Consider the following 18,627-nt stretch of genomic DNA (forward strand, 5'->3'; position numbering starts at 1 on the left):
TCGCCCCGGCCTACAGGAAACGCCTCAGCGATTTACAGCCGGACCAGGACATCGCTGTTAGTTATTCATTTCTCTGAAGCAATGTTCATCGTTTCAGGAAAAAATTACTGGGGATTCCTCAGCCCACAGGGAGAGGGAGAAAAGCGGTGCATCAGGCCTCACGTTTCCCCGGGAACATCACGCTCGCAATAATCCCCAGCGCCAGCACACCTAACACCACAAACAGGCTGGCCGTCGCGCCAATGCTGTAACCGTGGTGCCAGAAGTGATCGGTCGCATTCAGACCCAGCTTGAACGCCACGAAGAACAGCAGCAGCACCACCGCTTTCTCCAGGTGCACCAGATACTGCTTGAGCGCTTCCAGCACAAAGTAGAGGGTACGCAGGCCGAGAATGGCGAACATCATGGCGCTGTAGATAATCAGCGGCTCGCGGCTTACCGCAATAATCGCCGGTACGGAGTCAAACGCGAACATCACGTCAGAGAGTTCTACCACCGCCACGCAGAGCAGCAGCGGCGTTGCATAGCGCTTCGCCTTCTTCACGCGGCCAACCGTTACGTCCTGGTTTTCCGGCTTTTCAAGCTCCGCATCCACCTCTTTCTGCGTCAGGATAAACGCGTTGCTGCTGATTTTGGGCCAGACGGGATAGAAGCGTTTCACCAGGCGATAGGCAAGGTGACCCGAGTAATCTTCCACTTCGTCACTCTCTTCATTGCGCTTGAGCATCATCACCGCCGTCCAGCCGACGACCAGCGCAAAAATAACCTCCACGTACGGCCCCAGGCTCAGCAGGCTGGTGCCGATCGCCACGAAAATACCGCGGAAGACAATCGCCCCAAGCACGCCCCAGTAGAGCACACGGTGACGGTACTTATCCGGCACGCCGAACCAGGCAAAGATCGCCATCATCACGAACAGGTTATCGATGGAGAGCACCTCTTCCAGCGCGTAACCGGTGAGGAACAGGCTCGCCATCTCGGCGCCGTGGTGGATGTACAGAAAACCGGCGAAGGCCATCGCCATCGAGAACCAGAAAACGGACCACATGGCCGCACTTTTCAGCGAAACAGGTTTATCGTGACGGTGCATGAAGAGGTCGATAAACATCGCCCCAACGGCCATCACCACAAAGACAACAACGGTTTCAGTAGGGAAACCGAGATGAGCAGAAGCCATGAATCTATCCTTAACCTTCATCTGCGCGCTGGCAGAGGCAACGTTTGCAACAAAAAAAAGAAAACGCCCGTATCACCGGGCAAGAGAATAATAATAACACTTCTTGACGCCAGCCCGGCAATGTAAATGTGATGTTAAAAGCGCCAGGATTCCCCTTACATCTTCCGGGAAGGCAACGTGTTCTTCCGGAGATTATTCTTTCATTATTATGAAAGTTTTATTATCTGAGCTGAACCTGACATACGGCAAGTAGTAAATAAGCCGTAAAATTCTCACACTGAATTGCTGATAAAACCCTGATAAAAACAACATAACTCATTGATTTTAAAACAACCAAAGACAAATCATGATGTTCTCACTTTATTTTTTTTAAACGCTTGTTAACCTGACCCAGAAAAATATTCAGACTTCTTGTGATGGAAGTTTTTCACATGGACTGGTAAGCGATGATGAATATCCACCTTAATGTTTCATATTAGCGGAATATCCACATCCCGTGACCACAACAACGCTTTCGAGTGACTAACCCGAAATAATACTGTTCTACCTTTTACACACTGAGGAATATTTTAAAAAATGAATAAATCCGTTATTACCATGGGATTTTTATTGGCTGCAATTGCCAGTCCTTCCAGCCATGCAGCGCCAGGTAAAGGCGCAGGGACCATTGAATTCACGGGTATGATTACCGCGAGCACCTGTGATGTCGATATTAACGGTCAGGGGGGGAACCCAACGATCGATATGGGTACCATCTCGTCTTCAGCATTTAAAGAAAAAGGTGACGTTGCGGGTATTCACCGTATCCAGATAGAACTGTCTAACTGCGATACCGCCGTCCTTAAATCAGCCGGAGCACGATTTGGCGGTGCCTATGATGCTAATGATAATAATCTGCTCGCGCTTAAAACCGATGGCGACGCTGCAACGGGTTTGGGTATTGAATTCCTGAATGAAGATGGAACATCGTTAAAACTGGGCGACAACCCGAATAAATTTGTTCCTATTACCGGTGATGGCACCACGGGGGCAGCCACCCTGCTGTATTCAGCCCGTTATAAAGCATCCCTGGATGCTGTGACCGCCGGTAAGGCAGATGCGGTTGCGGATTACACCATTATCTATAAATAAATCATTCAACTCAGTTCCGGGCAATGAATAACAGCCCGGAACGCAAGGACGTTTTATGTTAAGGAAACGCTATCTGACGCTGCTGGCTCTGCTCTTTGGCTCTTGTATGTCACACGCCAGTGTGACCTTATCCAATACGCGAGTGGTATATCATGCGGACAAGAAAGAGAGCAATATTACAGTCAGAAATAATACTGCCAGCCCGTTCCTGGTACAGAGCTGGGTACAGGGCAAAGATTCACAGGGCACCAAAGCCCCGTTTATTGTGACGCCACCGCTTTTTCGCATGGATGCAGGTAAGTCCAACGCGCTACGTATTATCTATAACGGCGCGCCTTTACCGCAGGATCGCGAGTCGCTTTTCTGGATCAACGTAAAATCGATCCCCTCCTCTTCCAGAGAGGATATTAATAAACTGCAGATAGCGGTAAATACCCGGATCAAATTATTTTATCGTCCGTCAAATTTAATGGATGAACCCACGGATATTAGTAAGAATGTGCAATGGTCTGTTAAAAATAACGAACTCATTGTACGCAACAACTCGTCTTATTACATTTCCTTTGCGGAGGTGAAGATCAATAACAAAGCATGGTCAGAGATTGACATGCTCGCGCCTAAAAGCAGCACAACATTCACGCTCAGGAACACGCCTTTGAAAAACAATGCCACCGTGCAATGGAAATATATCAATGATTATGGCGGCAACAGCCAGTTAATCACACAAAAAATAGAATAACGATTTTAAAACAATAACCTCACAGGGGTATTTTTTCATGACTATATTTTGGGGCATTCGTCCAGCGCTTTGCTTTGCCTGGATATTACCCAGCGCATTATACGCCAGTGATTACTTCGACCCGGCCTTTCTGGAAACGGGTGGCGCGCCGCGTACCGCCGTCGATCTTTCTCTCTTTGAGAACAAAGAGAGCCAGACACCCGGCGTTTATCGTGTTGACCTGTTTATTAACAATAAAATGTTCGACACGCGCGATATCACGTTTCGACTCGAAGAGAACGCGCAGCATAAAAATATCCTCGCACCGTGCCTCAGCGAGGAGACGCTCCAGTCGTTTGGTGTTAAAACGGCGGCATTCCCGTTGCTCCGGGACGATACCCAGGGCTGCGCGAATCTGTCGGCGATCCCTCTCGCAAGCAGCGAATTTGACTTCAGCGAGCAGGCGTTAAGGCTCAGCATTCCCCAGGCGGCCCTGGACAGCCACGCTCACGGCTACATCGATCCTGCGCGTCGGGAACAGGGTATTCCGGGCCTGATGCTCAGCTACAACTACAGCGGCGCCACGTGGACCTCGCACAACGGGACGGGAACCGATAGCCAGTACCTCAGCCTGCGTCCGGGTCTGAACGTTGGGCCCTGGCGTTTACGCAATTTCTCGACCTGGAGTAACAGCCAGGGGCAAGCTGGGCGCTGGGAATCGGTTTATACCTATCTGCAGCGTGATATCAGCGCCCTGAATAGCCAGCTGATTGTTGGGGATAACAGTTCTACCGCAGAAGTCTTTGATAGCACCCCGTTTCGCGGCGTTCAGCTTTACTCGGATGAACAGATGCTTCCGGGCAGCCTGCGAGGCTATGCGCCGGTGATCCGCGGTATTGCTCGTACTAATGCCCAGATCACTATTTTTCAGAACGGCTACAGCATTTATCAAAGCTATGTCCCGCCTGGTGAATTTGTCATCAACGATCTTTACCTCGGCAGCAGCGGCGAGCTGAAAGTTGTGGTGAAAGAGGCGGATGGCAGCGAACAAGTCTCTTTAGTGCCTTACGCGTCGTTAGCGGTTATGCAGCGGGAAGGGCAATACAAATATGAAGTCATTAGCGGCAGCTATCGTTCCAGCAGCAGCGATGCTGAGAATGCCCTGTTTTCACAAGGGAGCCTGATTTACGGTCTGCCGTGGGAAACCTCGATATACGGAGGCATGCAGGCTGCCAGTCAATATCAGTCCCTGCTTTTTGGCATGGGTAAAAACATGGGCGATTTTGGCGCACTGTCATTTGATATTACCCAGGCCTGGGCCACCACTAAACAGGCAGAGAAAAACCGGGGACAGTCGCTACGCCTGCGCTATAACAAAAATTTGCTGTCTACCGGCACTAACGTTGCGATTGCGGGCTATCGCTACTCGACGTCCGATTTCTACACGCTCGGTGAAACCCTGAGCAGCTATCACTCGCAACCCTCGCGCCTGGATCGACGCCGTAGCCGTACAGAACTGACGCTAAACCAAAACCTGGGAGAAAACCTCGGCTATCTCTCCGCCATGCTGGTCAGCGAGGACTACCACACGAGCCAAAAACGCACGACCTCCGCCACGCTGGGCTATGGCAACAGCTGGAACGGGATCAGCTATAGCCTGAATTACAACCACTATCTGAACGTGACAAAAGAGGATAACCAGCGTCTCTATAACCAGGACAATCTGTTCAGCCTGAGCGTGAGCGTCCCTCTGGACAAATGGCTCCGCTCCACACGTGCCGGTTACACCTTCTCTGCGGCGGAAAAACGCTCGCCAGGCCACAGTGTTTCCCTGAGCGGCAGCGCCCTTGAGGACAATAACCTGAACTGGAGCGTACAGCAGAATATCAACCCAGGGAGCCAGGCAAACAGCAGCGATGCCTCGCTTAGCTATAACGGACGCTATGCGCAGGTTGGCGCCGGGTATGGCTATAGTCGGGACGCGCAGCGGCTGAATTACAGCCTGCGCGGGGGCGTGCTGGTTCATCCTCATGGCGTCACGCTGGCGCAGTCGCTGGGTGAAACGGTCGCTCTGGTTGAAGCGCCGGATGCCGCAGGTGTCAGCGTCCGTAACCACACTGGCGTGCGCACCGACCCCTGGGGCTATGCGGTGGTGCCTTACCTGACACCTTATCAGGAGAGCAATATCCAGCTGCGTCCCGATACATTACCTGACGATGTCGAGCTGGAAAGTAACAGCCATAAAGTCGTTCCCACCCGGGGGGCTATCGTTCGGGCACGTTTCACCACGGCGGTGGGTAAACGCCTGATGATGACGCTGAAAGATGCGCAGGGCAAACCCGTTCCGTTCGGTGCCATTGTTTCTCAGAATACCACCACAAGCATTGTGGGTGATGAAGGCAGCGTATTCCTCACCGGGATGGCAGAAAAAGGGACGTTAGACGTGAGCTGGGGTAAGAAACCCGATCAGCGTTGCCAGGTTCACTATCAGCTTTCTGGCCAGGAACCCACGATTAGCGGAATTGTGCAGTTAACGCAGACCTGCAAATCATCCGTTAATAAATAAAGGAATTAAAAATGAAAAAATTAACGTTACTCGCATGCCTGGCAGCAGGGGGATTGATGGGCGCGCCAGCTTATGCTGATGTTGTAGGAAGCTGCTGGCCGACATCAACCGTATCTGGCCAGGCGCACAAGTTTGATATTATCGAAAACCTTACTGCTGACGACGTACCCGGCACAACCCAATCCACGTGGAATAATAAAGGTAATTTTAATGGTATCTGCCTCTGTCAGGACTCCAGCGTGCCAGAAAGTATCTTATTTCGATTTACCAGTGCGAAACTGGGTACAGGAGGCGGCAAACGTAACGCAGACTTTATCTATTATCCTCTGGATGCGGAAAAAGGTATTAATATCGGTATAAATGTCGTTCTTGGTGGCGAGGATGAATTGCGGTATATCCCGGTTGATTTGAGTAATACCGCCGGTGTTGATAATGGACGTCCTGCGACAAATAACTGTGATGATAAAAACGACCATACTCTGTTCGCAACCGGCTCCAGCGGGACTGTCTCTCTGGAATTAACTAAACCGCTTCCTTCAGGCCGCATTGATATTCCTATGCAGGAATTAGTGACCATTTTTGCTAAAAAACAGACGGGGAGTTATGACACCTCCAGACCTTTTGTCACACTTAATTTCCAACTGTCAATTGATATTCCACCACAATGCATGATTAATGACGGGCAAACCATCAAGGTTCCGTTTGGCAGTATTACCGCGAATGAATTTAAGCCCGAGGCCACCGGTAAGCAAAAAAACGTGGATATTCGTGTGACTTGCAAAAACCCTGAAGATGAAAGCAAGGTGAGTATTAAGTTCCGCGCGTCCGATTTTAATGGCTCTGGTTTTATCAAGACCCATAATGATGAAGGTGAGCGCAATGATTTAGGGATAAAACTTGAACACAACGGGAATAAAATTGATGGCAGCAGTTCGGCCGTACCAACGCAGGAGGGGAATGTCACTATTATAGCAACACCTGTCCAACAAGGAGAAAAGTCTCCACAACCGGGAAAATTTGAAGCCACATCCACGCTGGATTTCGAGTTTAAATAAAGAAAAAACTTAATACAGCGTAGAAACCTCTTATTTTCCGGCAACACATAGCGCTATACAAATGAGTTGCCGGGTATGAAAAATGGATTTGTATAAGGATATATACTATGAAACTCAAAACGAAAACGCGTGTAGCGCTTTGCGTTGCAGCTTTATCAGGTACTGGCATCACGGCATCACAGGTTATCGCCAGCGATATCGAGCCTTATTCTGTCCCTGTATCTATTAAGGGTGAAAAACAAAAAGACTATTTCGGTATGACGATGACCACGATCGGTAAGTTTTCCGATAAGGACAATGGTTCGCATATCGCGGGTGAAGATATTGTCATTACGGCTCCCTGGGGGGATGGCGCAAAAGGGATCGCGTACGTCATTTTCGGGACTTCCGGTGGGAAACCCATGCAGCAAGTCAATAACGTAGGTGAATTCGATCCGCAAAACGCGCTTAAAATTATCCACAGCAATAAAGCGAATAAGCCTGGCTCAGTGACGACAAAATGGATGGGCGTCGCGGTACGTAAAATAGGTGATATTAACGGCGATGGATATGATGATTTAGTCATCGCCTCCCACTGGCATGATCAGGTCTATATTATCTGGGGCGGACCGCATCACCGTACCGGCGCGCGTCTTTCTAATCAGATTGACCTCAATGATATCGACAACGGCGACGCTCGCCTGGGTATTCGCATCCGTACGGTGAATTCTTCAGGCAATGCGAATACCGGCGGCTGGTTTGGCGCCGCGGTAGGCCCAATTAAATATAAAAATTCTGCAGTGGCTAACAAGATGGTCGACCTTGCTATCGGCGATATCGAAGGTACGGGCGGACGCGGCGGCGCCGTCATTATCTACGGCGCTCAGAAGCCAGGCGATCAGTGGCAGAACATTGATATTAAGCGCAACAACCTGGGCGACTGGGAGATCCCTGCCGCGACCGGTGCCTATATTCGTCCGCAGATGACCGCCACCAACGGCCCGGATAAACCCCTTAACTACAACCTTGGGCAGCAGATCAGCGATGTCGGGGATATTAACGGCGACGGCTTCAGTGATTACCTGATCGTCGACCCGGAATCGGTCAATGAAGGCCGTAAATCAGAGAACAGCGGCACTGATGGACGCGGCACGGCCTATCTCGTCTACGGCAGCAGCTTCAACCAGGGGAATCTCGACATCGCCTCGCTAAACTCGACGCAGGCAACCCGCATTCACGGTATGGGGGCAGCTTTCCTGGGTGGTCAGTCCGGCGGAGGTGAAGGAAGTAACGATCATAGCGCCTATACGCAGGATAAGCCCAATAACGGCACCATTACGCCATTAGGTAACTTCCTGAATGCTCACGCTAACGCTTTTGCGATTAGCGCCCCTGCCGACATGGGTATTGATAAAAAACGTTCCGGGCTGGTCTGGATTATTAAAGGTAAGGCCGACGGCAGTAAGCTGCCATCGTCTCTGTTCCTCGATGCGGCGCACACCCGACTGAACTACAACAAAACATTTAGCGTACATGATGGCTATGCTATTTACGCCGACAGGCCTGGCAGCAAGCTGGCAGGGTTCGGGAACAGCATTCTCGGTAATGTGGACTTGAACGGCGACGGTAAAAAAGACCTGGTGATCGGCGATCCGAATGCGGTGAACGGCAGCGGCACGCAGGTGGGCGCCGTGTACGTCATCAACGGCGGTAAAAGCCTGGATGACTACGCTGACGATGAAGAAGGCATGATCAATATTAATACGCTGGTGAGAGAAGGCGTTGCGAAAGTCTACTGGGGTAAAAATCAGTATGAAAAATTCGGCGCCTCCATTGCGGCCGGGAGCTTCAATGGCTTCACTCAGGACAGTCTCGCCATTGGTTCTTACCGTGATAACACCTGGACGGGCAAGGTCACCTTCCGCATTGCGGATTACGCCATACCGGATTAATGCTTACATCATCTGAATGGGCATCACCGCCGGGGAGGAGACTCCCCGGCAATTTATTGCGCATTTTGCAGCGCCTGCGCGCACGCCCAGGCGCTCGACCACGCCCACTGGAAATTATATCCGCCGAGCCAGCCGGTTACGTCCATTACTTCGCCAATAAAGTAGAGCCCCGGCACGTTGCGCGCTTCCATCGTGCGTGAAGAAAGCTCATTCGTATCAACGCCGCCCAGCGTCACTTCCGCCGTGCGATACCCCTCGGTGCCGTTTGGCTGAACGCGCCAGTTCGTCAGCGTATCCACCAACGTCTCCTGCTCGCGGCTGTTAAGCTGCTTGAGCGACACATCCGGGATTTGCCCCAGCCCCTGCAAACACTCCACCAGACGCTTCGGCAGCTGCATAGCCAGGGTATTTTTCAGGCTCTGATTCGGGTGCGCGGCGCGCTGTTCGTTGAGGAACGCGTTCAGATCGCTGTCCGGCAGCAGATTCACCGAGACAAATTCCCCCGGCTGCCAGTAGCTGGAGATTTGCAGGACCGCCGGGCCGGAGAGACCGCGGTGGGTAAAGAGCAGGTTTTCGCGGAATACCGTCCCGTCTTCGGCAGTAATAACGGAGGGAACAGAGACGCCGGACAGCGTCTGAAGCTGCTCCAGCAGCGGCTTATGCAGCGTGAACGGCACCAGCCCGGCGCGGGTTGGCAGCACCTTCAGGCCAAACTGCTCGGCAATCTTGTAGCCGAACGGTGACGCGCCCAGCCCCGGCATCGACAGACCGCCGCTGGCGATCACCAGGTTATCGGCGCTGACGGTGTCACCGTTCAGCTGCAGCGTGTACCCCTGCTCGTCGCGGGCCACCTCCAGCACTTCAGTGCGCAGGCGCATGACCACGCCGCCCTTCTCGCACTCGGCCACCAGCATATCGACAATCTGCTGCGCGGAGTCGTCGCAGAAGAGTTGCCCGAGCGTCTTTTCATGCCACGCGATGCCATGCTTACCCACCAGGTCGATAAAGTCCCACTGGGTGTAACGCGCCAGCGCAGATTTACAAAAATGACGGTTCTGGCTCAAATAGGCCGCGGGTTCGACATAAAGATTGGTGAAGTTGCAGCGCCCGCCGCCTGACATCAGGATCTTGCGGCCAGGCTTTTTCCCGTTGTCCAGCAACAGCACGCGACGACCCGCCTGTCCGGCCATCGCCGCACAAAACATACCCGCCGCACCGGCGCCAATAACCACGGCATCAAACCTTTCCACGTCAAAACCCTCTTCGTTAACTGCCGCGGATTGTAAAGTTTCCTCTGTGGTCACACCAGCGTAAAAAGATATTACAAAGCCATTCCATTGAAATTTAACGATTATCCTTTCAGGCACTTTTCCCAAATCAGGTGGTATGTCAAAAAAAGTCTATATTTCACTTTGCCCGTTGCGCATTTGTCCTGGATAATGCGCCGCGTTCATGTCCTCAAAATGGCGTAACGTCCTATGCTACATTTGTTTGCCGGCCTGGATTTACATACCGGGCTTTTACTATTGCTTGCTCTGGTTTTTGTACTGTTTTACGAAGCGATCAACGGCTTCCACGACACTGCAAACGCAGTAGCAACGGTTATCTACACTCGCGCAATGCGATCGCAGCTTGCGGTTGTTATGGCGGCGGTATTTAACTTTTTTGGTGTCCTCCTGGGCGGACTGAGCGTTGCGTATGCGATTGTGCATATGCTGCCAACGGATCTGCTGCTTAACGTGAGTTCCGGTCATGGCCTCGCCATGGTGTTCTCAATGCTGCTTGCTGCCATTATCTGGAACCTCGGTACCTGGTATTTTGGCCTGCCTGCATCCAGCTCTCACACTCTCATCGGTGCGATTATCGGTATCGGGTTAACCAACGCCCTGATGACCGGGACATCGGTTGTTGATGCGCTGAATCTGCCTAAAGTACTGGGCATTTTCGCTTCTCTCATCGTCTCCCCTATCGTGGGTCTGGTGGTTGCGGGTGGATTGATTTTCATCCTGCGTCGCTACTGGAGCAACACGAAGAAACGTGCGCGTATCCACCTGACGCCAGCAGAGCGTGAGAAGAAAGACGGCAAGAAAAAGCCGCCATTCTGGACGCGTATCGCCCTGATCATTTCCGCTATCGGCGTGGCCTTCTCTCATGGCGCGAACGACGGGCAGAAAGGCATTGGTCTGGTGATGCTGGTTCTGATCGGTGTCGCACCGGCGGGCTTCGTGGTGAATATGAACGCCTCGGGTTACGAAATCACCCGTACCCGTGATGCGGTCAACAACGTTGAAACCTATTTCCAGCAGCACCCTGAGCTGTTGAAAAAAGCGACCGGCGTTGACCAGCTGATCCCTTCTCCGGAAGCCGGTGCCACCACCGCGCCTGGCGAATTCCACTGCCATCCGGCTAACGCGATTAACGCGCTGGAACGTGCCAAAGGTATGCTGGGCAACATCGAAAGCTACGATAAACTGGCCGTTGAACAGCGTGGTCAGCTGCGTCGTATCATGCTCTGTATCTCCGACGTGACCGATAAAGTCGCGAAGCTGCCAGAGGTGAATGGTGACGACAAGCGTCTGCTGAAGAAACTGAAAAGCGATATGCTCAATACCATTGAGTATGCGCCAATCTGGATCATCATGGCCGTCGCGCTGGCGCTGGGTATCGGTACGATGATTGGCTGGCGTCGTGTGGCGACCACCATCGGCGAGAAGATCGGTAAGAAAGGCATGACCTATGCGCAGGGTATGTCCGCGCAGATGACGGCGGCAGTGTCTATCGGTCTGGCGAGCTACACCGGTATGCCGGTATCCACCACCCACGTACTCTCCTCGTCCGTGGCAGGTACCATGATTGTTGACGGCGGCGGTCTGCAGCGCAAAACCGTGACCAACATTCTGATGGCCTGGGTGTTTACGCTTCCGGCTTCTATCCTGCTGTCAGGCGGGTTGTACTGGATTTCGCTGAAGCTGATTTAATTGGCTGAAGGCGACAAAAAGCGGGTCAGGAAACTGACCCGCTTTTTTTATGGCTGTTGTGTTACTTAATCCATTGCTGTGAATAGGAAAATCTGAACATTATCTGTTCAGATTTTTTCTGCACAAATAACTATTATCCCCGCGAATGTTCTCAGTTCCCCCCATGACGGAAAAGACTATGCCATTCAAAACGGCTACTAAATGGATGCATCGCCTTGTTACTGTTTCGCTTCTGGCTCTGGTCATTGGATTTGTGTGGCTCAACCACCAGCCCAACCAGCAAGAGGGCGATAAACTTCAACGCGTTTATAAATTATCTGACAGCGTCTGGCTCTATATGACCGTGAACAATCAGGGTGGCGCCACCGTACCCACAATCTACCGTTACTATCTCTCGGAAAAGATAACAGGGAAAGACACCGACATTATCCATCAGTTGGCAATGAAGCATCCTGTCATTGAAGGTACGGGTACAATCACTGCGGCCAGCATTGATACAAACGGACACGTTAATATCGCCTATAGCGGGAAGGTTATTTCGATTGAGACCAATATCTCCAATCTGCGGTTCTCAGTGAAGCCCTGAACCAGAGGAAAGCAGGCGGGGTTATCCCCGCCTGCTGTGGTACTCAATGCCAAATCATCAACGCAATCATACTGACCACGACCAGCCCACACAGGGCGCTGGTTAAAATGAACTGACGACGCAGACGCTCGCAGCGACGGATAAACTCTTCATCGTGATGATCGCGGTAGCGCTGGTAGTAGATATACCCCACCAGACGCATCTGCTTGCTGGGCTGTCCATGCGAGGTGAAGAACCCTCCACCGTCCACATACTGATACAGCAACGGATCGCAACCACGAAGTACCACTAACAGCGCACGTAACGATGAGAAGTAGCGCGCCATATTCACTATGCAAACTACGCATAACGCCCAAAACAATGCGACGGTGCTAATCATACATCCTCCCCGGCGTCCGCCCACGAAGCAAGGCTCCTGAGCTACCGCACCCCAATGCCCTGACAGACAGTTCAGTGAAAGAATGACTAAAAGTCGATCCGGTTCGCGTTTTAATATCCGAACGGCTCATTAAATAGTGTAGGAGATCCGTTAATTTTTTTGCCACAAGGTTAATCGTTATCAACACCAAAGCTTGAAAAATATGTTTAACTGGGCCGTAATGAAAGCATCAGACGACGGCTTTCCCATTTAGTCATCGATAACTTAAGGAAGGAGTAACACTATGGCTTACAAACACATTCTTATCGCGGTAGATCTCTCCCCGGAGAGCAAAGTGCTGGTTGATAAAGCGGTATCTATGGCACGTCCCTACAACGCGAAAGTCTCCCTGATTCACGTTGATGTGAATTACTCCGACCTCTACACCGGTCTGATCGACGTCAATCTGGGCGATATGCAGAAACGCATCTCTGAAGAAACGCATCACGCGCTGAGCGAGCTCTCCACCAACGCGGGCTATCCGATCACCGAAACCCTGAGCGGCAGCGGCGACCTGGGTCAGGTGCTGGTTGATGCGATTAAGAAATACGATATGGATCTGGTGGTATGCGGTCACCATCAGGACTTCTGGAGCAAGCTGATGTCTTCAGCACGCCAGCTGATTAACACCGTTCACGTGGACATGCTGATTGTTCCGCTGCGCGACGAAGAAGACGAGTAAGTGCAAAAAAAGCGGCACTGAATGTAGGCCGGGTAAGGCGAAGCCGCCACCCGGCTTTTTTTATTCCGGCGTCCCCGAATAAATATCAAACCGATGCCCTTTCGTGGTCACCGCGTTGGTCGTAGCAACGTCCGCCAGCGGCGGCGCGTAATCCGGACGCTTCACCACCACCCGCTTCGTCGCGAGCTGACGAGCAGGCTGCAGCAGGCCATCTGCGTCTAAATCCGGCCCCACCAGCGACTGAAATACCCGCATCTCTTTCTTCACCAGCGCGCTTTTCTGCTTATGCGGGAACATCGGGTCGAGGTAGACCACCTGCGGACGCGGGGTGATGTCCGTCAGCGCCGTCAGGCTTGACGCGTGGATAAGCTGCAATCGCTCCTGCAGCCACGGGCCGATTTCCGGGTCCGCATAGCCTCGCGTCAGCCCGTCGTCGAGCAGCGCGGCGACAACCGGATTACGCTCCAGCATCCGCACATGACAGCCCACCGACGCCAGCACAAACGCATCGCGTCCCAGCCCCGCCGTGGCGTCCACCACGTCCGGCAGATAGCTCCCCTTAATGCCGACCGCTTTGGCCACCGCTTCGCCGCGACCGCCGCCGAACTTACGCCGGTGCGCCATCGCGCCGCCAACGAAGTCGACAAAAATCCCGCCGAGCTTCGGTTCATCGCGCTTGCGTAATTCGAGATGTGCTGACGTCATTACCAGCGCCATCAGGTTCTCTTCATCGTGCTCCAGCCCCCAGCGGGCCGCCAGAACAGATAAGGCGCCGTCTCCGACGCCCGTTTCATCCACTAAGCAGATCTTCACGCAACAATCAGCCTTTGATCCCGTAATGCTCAAGCATCGCATCCAGCTGCGGCTCGCGGCCACGGAAGCGTTTGAACAGCACCATTGGCTCTTCAGAACCGCCGCGGGTCAGGATGTTGTCAAGGAACGACTGGCCGGTTTCGCGGTTGAAGATCCCCTCTTCCTCGAAGCGAGAGAAGGCATCCGCCGCCAGCACGTCGGCCCACAGGTAGCTGTAGTAGCCCGCCGCGTAGCCGCCCGCGAAGATGTGGCTGAACGCGTGCGGGAAGCGGCCCCAGGTTGGCCCTGGAATAACGGCAACCTGCTTTTTAATCTCGGCCAGCGTTTCGAGGATTTTCGCCCCCTGCTCCGGGCTGAACTCGGCGTGCAGGCGGAAATCGAACAGGCCGAACTCCAGCTGACGCAGGATAAACATCGCCGCCTGGTAGTTTTTCGCCGCCAGCATTTTATCCAGCAACTCTTTGGGCAGCGGTTCGCCGGTCTCGTAGTGGCCGGAGATAAACGCCAGCGCGTCCGGCTCCCAGCACCAGTTTTCCATAAACTGGCTTGGCAGCTCGACCGCATCCCATGGCACCCCGCTGATACCGGCGACGCCGGCGGTTTCGATGCGGGTCAGCATGTGGTGCAGGCCGTGACCGAACTCGTGGAACAGGGTGATCACTTCGTCGTGGGTGAACAGCGCAGGTTTGCCGCTTACCGGACGGTTGAAGTTACAGGTCAGATAGGCGACCGGTTTTTGCAGGGAACCGTCTGCTTTACGCATCTGGCCCACGCAGTCGTCCATCCACGCCCCGCCGCGCTTGTTCTCACGCGCGTAGAGATCGAGGTAGAAGCTGCCGCGCAGCTCGTTTTTCTCGTCATACAGTTCGAAGAAGCGCACGTCCGGATGCCAGACGTCAATATCAGTACGCTCTTTAGCGGTAATGCCGTAAATGCGTTTCACCACTTCAAACAGGCCGTTGACGGCTTTGTTTTCCGGGAAGTACGGGCGCAGCTGCTCGTCGCTGATGCTGTAGAGGTGCTGCTTCTGTTTTTCGCTGTAGTACGCGATATCCCACGGCTGCAGCTCGTCCACGCCAAACTCCGCTTTCGCGAAGGCGCGCAGCTGGGCCAGCTCTTTCTCACCCTGAGGACGAGCGCGTTTGGCCAGATCGGTCAGGAAATCGAGCACCTGCTGCGGGTTCTCGGCCATTTTGGTGGCGAGGGATTTATCCGCGTAGCTGTCGAAGCCCAGCAGCTGAGCCAGCTCGTGACGCAGGGCGAGGATTTCCGCCATCACCGGGCTGTTATCCCATTTGCCCGCGTTCGGCCCCTGATCGGAGGCGCGGGTGCTGTAGGCGCGGTACATCTCTTCACGCAGGGCCTGGTTGTCGCAGTAGGTCATCACCGGCAGATAGCTCGGGATATCCAGCGTTAACAGGAAGCCTTCCTGCTCTTTCGCTTCGGCCTGGGCTTTCGCCGCCGCCAGGGCGCTTTCCGGCATACCCGCCAGCTCTGCTTCGTTGGTAATCAGCTTCGTCCAGCCCATGGTGGCGTCAAGGACGTTGTTGCTGTACTGGTTACCCAGTTCGGACAGGCGCGCAGCGATTTCACCGTAGCGAACCTGCTTCTCTTTTGGCAGACCGATACCGGACAGTTCGAAATCACGCAGGGCGTTATCAACCGATTTTTTCTGCGCCGTGTTCAGTTCGGCATAATGGTCGCCGTCGCGCAGGTCGCGGTAGGCTTTGTACAGCCCTTCGTGCTGGCCGACCCAGGTGCTGTACTCAGAGAGCAGCGGCAGGGTTTGTTCGTAGGCTTCACGCAGTTCCGGGCTGTTTTTCACCGAGTTCAGGTGGCTTACCGGAGAGAAGATACGCCCCAGCACGTCGTCCACTTCGGCCAGCGGCTGACACAGATTCTCCCAGGTGTACGGCGCGCCCTGCGCAACCACGCTTTCTACCGCCGCGCGGCAGTTGTCCAGCGACTGGGTAACGGCTGGAACCACATGCTCAGGGAGGATTTTAGAAAACGGTGGCAACGAAAAAGGCGTCAGTAATGGATTGGTCATAAACGCTGTCCTGTTGAAATAGGTGAATGAAGCGCGCATCCGGCGCTGTGCATATTGTTTTCAGTAATGGGGTTAAGTGTAGAGGATTTCAATAGCTGCGCTTACCGGGCCTGCGGGTAATCTGTGCCGTTCTGCTGTAAACTGTGGCAAATCGTCAATTCAGCGGAATACCATTACCCATGCTCAGTTATCGCCACAGCTTCCACGCTGGCAACCATGCCGACGTCCTCAAACACACCGTTCAGAGCCTGATCATTGAATCGCTTAAAGAGAAAGAGAAGCCGTTTCTCTATCTGGACACCCATGCGGGCGCGGGCCGTTATCAGCTGAGCGGCGAGCATGCCGAGCGTACCGGCGAATACCTTGAGGGCATCGCCCGCATCTGGCAGCAGGACGACCTGCCCGCCGAGCTGGAGCCTTACATTGGCGTGGTGAATCACTTCAACCGCAACGGCCAGCTGCGCTACTACCCTGGTTCACCGCTGATTGCCCGCCAGCTGCTGCGCGAGCAGGACAGCCTCCAGCTGACCGAACTGCACCCGAGCGACTTCCCGCTGCTGCGTTCGGAATTTCAGAAAGATAACCGCGCCCGCGTCGACAAAGCCGACGGTTACCAGCAACTGAAAGCCAAGCTGCCGCCGGTTTCCCGTCGCGGCCTGGTGCTGATCGACCCACCGTACGAAATCAAAACCGACTATCAGGCGGTAGTGACCGGCATCAACGAAGGCTACAAACGTTTTGCGACCGGAACCTATGCCCTGTGGTACCCGGTGGTGCTGCGCGCGCAAATCAAGCGCATGATCAAAGACCTTGAGGCGACCGGCATTCGTAAAATCCTGCAGATTGAGCTGGCGGTACGCCCGGACAGCGACCAGCGCGGCATGACCGCTTCCGGCATGATCGTCATTAACCCGCCGTGGAAGCTGGAAGCGCAGATGAACAACGTGCTGCCGTGGCTGCACAAAACGCTGGTGCCAGCCGGAACGGGCCACGCCACCGTCAGCTGGATCGTGCCGGAGTAATTGCAGCCATCGGTGGAAACTATTGATTTCAGGTATACAATCGCGGCAATTCACGATTAAGGACAAAAGCTATGACTAAGCATTATGACTACATCGCCATCGGCGGCGGCAGCGGCGGCATCGCCTCCATCAACCGCGCGGCCATGTACGGCCAGAAATGTGCGCTGATTGAAGCCAAAGCGCTGGGCGGCACCTGCGTGAACGTGGGTTGTGTACCGAAAAAGGTGATGTGGCACGCGGCGCAAATCCGTGAAGCGATCCATATGTACGGTCCGGACTACGGCTTTGACACCACCATCAACAATTTCGACTGGGACAAGCTGATCGCCAGCCGTACCGCCTACATCGACCGCATTCACACCTCGTACGACAACGTGCTGGGCAAAAATAACGTCGACGTGATTCACGGCTTCGCCCGCTTTGTGGACGCGAAAACGATCGAAGTGAACGGCGAGACGATCACCGCCGATCATATCCTGATCGCCACCGGCGGCCGCCCGAGCCACCCGAATATTCCGGGCGCGGAATACGGCATCGACTCTGACGGCTTCTTCGAGCTGCCTGCCTTGCCTGAGCGCGTTGCCGTGGTGGGCGCGGGCTACATCGCGGTTGAGCTGGCTGGCGTGATTAACGGCCTGGGTGCAGAAGCGCACCTGTTCGTGCGTAAACACGCACCGCTGCGCAGCTTTGACCCGCTGATCGTCGATACGCTGGTTGAAGTGATGAACACCGAAGGCCCAACCCTGCACACCAACGCCGTGCCTAAAGCGGTCGTTAAAAACGCGGACGGCAGCCTGACCCTTGAGCTGGAAGATGGCCGCAGCCAGACCGTTGATTGCCTGATCTGGGCGATTGGCCGTGAACCGGCGAACGACAGCTTTAACCTGGCGGTGACCGGCGTGAAAACCGACGAAAAAGGCTACATCGTCGTCGATAAGTTCCAGAACACCAGCGTACCGGGCATTTACGCCGTCGGTGATAACACTGGTGCGGTTGAACTGACGCCGGTGGCCGTTGCGGCGGGCCGTCGTCTCTCCGAGCGTCTGTTCAACAACAAGCCGGACGAGCATCTGGACTACAGCAATATCCCGACCGTGGTCTTTAGCCACCCGCCAATCGGCACCGTCGGCTTAACCGAGCCGCAGGCGCGCGAGCAGTACGGCGACGACCAGGTGAAAGTGTATAAATCCGCGTTCACCGCGATGTATACCGCCGTCACCTCTCACCGTCAGCCGTGCCGCATGAAGCTGGTCTGCGTGGGTCCGGAAGAGAAGATTGTCGGTATCCACGGCATCGGCTTCGGCATGGATGAGATCCTGCAGGGCTTTGCGGTGGCGCTGAAGATGGGTGCGACCAAGAAAGACTTCGACAACACCGTGGCGATCCACCCTACGGCGGCGGAAGAGTTTGTCACCATGCGATAATGCAGAAGCCCCTCTCCGGAGGGGCTTTTTTTATTCACATACATAAATCGTTGCAAAACGAATGCTCCGAAAAGAG

General features: G+C 53.9%; 15 protein-coding genes. 10 read left to right on the forward strand and 5 right to left on the reverse strand.

Going from position 1 to position 18,627, the window contains the following annotated elements:
- Positions 1–151: 151 nt before the first annotated feature.
- Positions 152–1,177 (reverse strand): TerC/Alx family metal homeostasis membrane protein, encoded by a 1,026-nt coding sequence (locus tag AC2FAJ_RS22290; protein ID WP_028014727.1) that lies wholly within the window; start codon positions 1,175–1,177, stop codon positions 152–154.
- Between the two features lie 576 nt (positions 1,178–1,753).
- Between AC2FAJ_RS22290 and AC2FAJ_RS22295 the strand changes: the two genes are divergently transcribed.
- The 5 genes from AC2FAJ_RS22295 to AC2FAJ_RS22315 all read left to right on the forward strand — a co-directional run bounded on the left by AC2FAJ_RS22295 (position 1,754) and on the right by AC2FAJ_RS22315 (position 8,578).
- Positions 1,754–2,308, forward strand: coding sequence for a fimbrial protein (locus tag AC2FAJ_RS22295; protein ID WP_041911870.1), 555 nt, complete (start codon positions 1,754–1,756; stop codon positions 2,306–2,308).
- 55 nt (positions 2,309–2,363) lie between these two features.
- Positions 2,364–3,047: a fimbrial biogenesis chaperone gene (locus tag AC2FAJ_RS22300; protein WP_153657370.1), complete on the forward strand. Its 684-nt coding sequence runs from the start codon at positions 2,364–2,366 to the stop codon at positions 3,045–3,047.
- 37 nt (positions 3,048–3,084) lie between these two features.
- The gene (locus AC2FAJ_RS22305; protein WP_041911868.1) at positions 3,085–5,592 is read left to right on the forward strand and encodes a fimbria/pilus outer membrane usher protein; all 2,508 of its coding nucleotides are present in this window, start codon (positions 3,085–3,087) and stop codon (positions 5,590–5,592) included.
- A gap of 11 nt (positions 5,593–5,603) precedes the next feature.
- Entirely contained in the window at positions 5,604–6,647 is a 1,044-nt protein-coding gene (locus AC2FAJ_RS22310) for a fimbrial protein (protein WP_163333518.1), read from the forward strand.
- A 107-nt stretch (positions 6,648–6,754) separates the two neighbouring features.
- A complete protein-coding gene (locus tag AC2FAJ_RS22315; protein WP_041911866.1) occupies positions 6,755–8,578 on the forward strand; it encodes an integrin alpha in 1,824 nt (607 codons plus the stop codon).
- Positions 8,579–8,631: 53 nt separating this feature from the next.
- On the opposite strand, the gene AC2FAJ_RS22320 is transcribed toward AC2FAJ_RS22315, so the two are convergent.
- On the reverse strand, positions 8,632–9,828 hold the full coding sequence (locus AC2FAJ_RS22320; protein WP_485454532.1) for a BaiN/RdsA family NAD(P)/FAD-dependent oxidoreductase: 1,197 nt from the start codon (positions 9,826–9,828) through the stop codon (positions 8,632–8,634).
- A gap of 228 nt (positions 9,829–10,056) precedes the next feature.
- Here AC2FAJ_RS22320 and pitA point away from each other — a divergent pair, with 228 nt between their 5' ends.
- Together pitA and AC2FAJ_RS22330 are read left to right on the forward strand one after the other, a co-directional pair.
- Complete coding sequence (pitA, locus tag AC2FAJ_RS22325; RefSeq protein WP_028014734.1) at positions 10,057–11,556, forward strand: inorganic phosphate transporter PitA; 1,500 nt, start codon at positions 10,057–10,059, stop codon at positions 11,554–11,556.
- 178 nt (positions 11,557–11,734) lie between these two features.
- Positions 11,735–12,142 carry a hypothetical protein gene (locus AC2FAJ_RS22330; protein WP_041911865.1) on the forward strand — a complete coding sequence of 136 codons (408 nt, stop codon included), beginning with the start codon at positions 11,735–11,737 and terminating at the stop codon, positions 12,140–12,142.
- A 43-nt stretch (positions 12,143–12,185) separates the two neighbouring features.
- Here the strand turns inward: AC2FAJ_RS22330 and uspB are convergent, their stop codons facing one another.
- The gene (uspB, locus tag AC2FAJ_RS22335; RefSeq protein WP_003861224.1) at positions 12,186–12,521 is read right to left on the reverse strand and encodes a universal stress protein UspB; all 336 of its coding nucleotides are present in this window, start codon (positions 12,519–12,521) and stop codon (positions 12,186–12,188) included.
- A 283-nt stretch (positions 12,522–12,804) separates the two neighbouring features.
- Between uspB and uspA the strand changes: the two genes are divergently transcribed.
- Positions 12,805–13,242: a universal stress protein UspA gene (gene uspA / locus AC2FAJ_RS22340; protein ID WP_003861223.1), complete on the forward strand. Its 438-nt coding sequence runs from the start codon at positions 12,805–12,807 to the stop codon at positions 13,240–13,242.
- Positions 13,243–13,302: 60 nt separating this feature from the next.
- Here the strand turns inward: uspA and rsmJ are convergent, their stop codons facing one another.
- Both rsmJ and prlC read right to left on the reverse strand, forming a co-directional pair.
- Positions 13,303–14,055, reverse strand: a complete 753-nt coding sequence (gene rsmJ, locus AC2FAJ_RS22345; protein ID WP_485454533.1) for a 16S rRNA (guanine(1516)-N(2))-methyltransferase RsmJ — start codon at positions 14,053–14,055, stop codon at positions 13,303–13,305.
- Positions 14,056–14,062: 7 nt separating this feature from the next.
- Positions 14,063–16,105: an oligopeptidase A gene (gene prlC, locus AC2FAJ_RS22350; protein ID WP_045631431.1), complete on the reverse strand. Its 2,043-nt coding sequence runs from the start codon at positions 16,103–16,105 to the stop codon at positions 14,063–14,065.
- A gap of 179 nt (positions 16,106–16,284) precedes the next feature.
- Here prlC and AC2FAJ_RS22355 point away from each other — a divergent pair, with 179 nt between their 5' ends.
- Both AC2FAJ_RS22355 and gorA read left to right on the forward strand, forming a co-directional pair.
- Positions 16,285–17,127 carry a 23S rRNA (adenine(2030)-N(6))-methyltransferase RlmJ gene (locus AC2FAJ_RS22355; RefSeq protein ID WP_041911862.1) on the forward strand — a complete coding sequence of 281 codons (843 nt, stop codon included), beginning with the start codon at positions 16,285–16,287 and terminating at the stop codon, positions 17,125–17,127.
- A gap of 71 nt (positions 17,128–17,198) precedes the next feature.
- Positions 17,199–18,551 (forward strand): glutathione-disulfide reductase, encoded by a 1,353-nt coding sequence (gene gorA / locus AC2FAJ_RS22360; protein ID WP_041911861.1) that lies wholly within the window; start codon positions 17,199–17,201, stop codon positions 18,549–18,551.
- Positions 18,552–18,627: the final 76 nt, after the last annotated feature.

This window comes from Enterobacter cloacae complex sp. 385G4 (assembly GCF_057320665.1).

Coding starts and splice junctions, on each gene's coding strand:
- AC2FAJ_RS22290 (WP_028014727.1), bottom strand. CDS start 1,177: ATGGCTTCTGCTCATCTCGGTTTCCCTACTGAAACCGTTGTTGTCTTT.
- AC2FAJ_RS22295 (WP_041911870.1), top strand. CDS start 1,754: ATGAATAAATCCGTTATTACCATGGGATTTTTATTGGCTGCAATTGCC.
- AC2FAJ_RS22300 (WP_153657370.1), top strand. CDS start 2,364: ATGTTAAGGAAACGCTATCTGACGCTGCTGGCTCTGCTCTTTGGCTCT.
- AC2FAJ_RS22305 (WP_041911868.1), top strand. CDS start 3,085: ATGACTATATTTTGGGGCATTCGTCCAGCGCTTTGCTTTGCCTGGATA.
- AC2FAJ_RS22310 (WP_163333518.1), top strand. CDS start 5,604: ATGAAAAAATTAACGTTACTCGCATGCCTGGCAGCAGGGGGATTGATG.
- AC2FAJ_RS22315 (WP_041911866.1), top strand. CDS start 6,755: ATGAAACTCAAAACGAAAACGCGTGTAGCGCTTTGCGTTGCAGCTTTA.
- pitA (WP_028014734.1), top strand. CDS start 10,057: ATGCTACATTTGTTTGCCGGCCTGGATTTACATACCGGGCTTTTACTA.
- AC2FAJ_RS22330 (WP_041911865.1), top strand. CDS start 11,735: ATGCCATTCAAAACGGCTACTAAATGGATGCATCGCCTTGTTACTGTT.
- uspB (WP_003861224.1), bottom strand. CDS start 12,521: ATGATTAGCACCGTCGCATTGTTTTGGGCGTTATGCGTAGTTTGCATA.
- uspA (WP_003861223.1), top strand. CDS start 12,805: ATGGCTTACAAACACATTCTTATCGCGGTAGATCTCTCCCCGGAGAGC.
- prlC (WP_045631431.1), bottom strand. CDS start 16,105: ATGACCAATCCATTACTGACGCCTTTTTCGTTGCCACCGTTTTCTAAA.
- AC2FAJ_RS22355 (WP_041911862.1), top strand. CDS start 16,285: ATGCTCAGTTATCGCCACAGCTTCCACGCTGGCAACCATGCCGACGTC.
- gorA (WP_041911861.1), top strand. CDS start 17,199: ATGACTAAGCATTATGACTACATCGCCATCGGCGGCGGCAGCGGCGGC.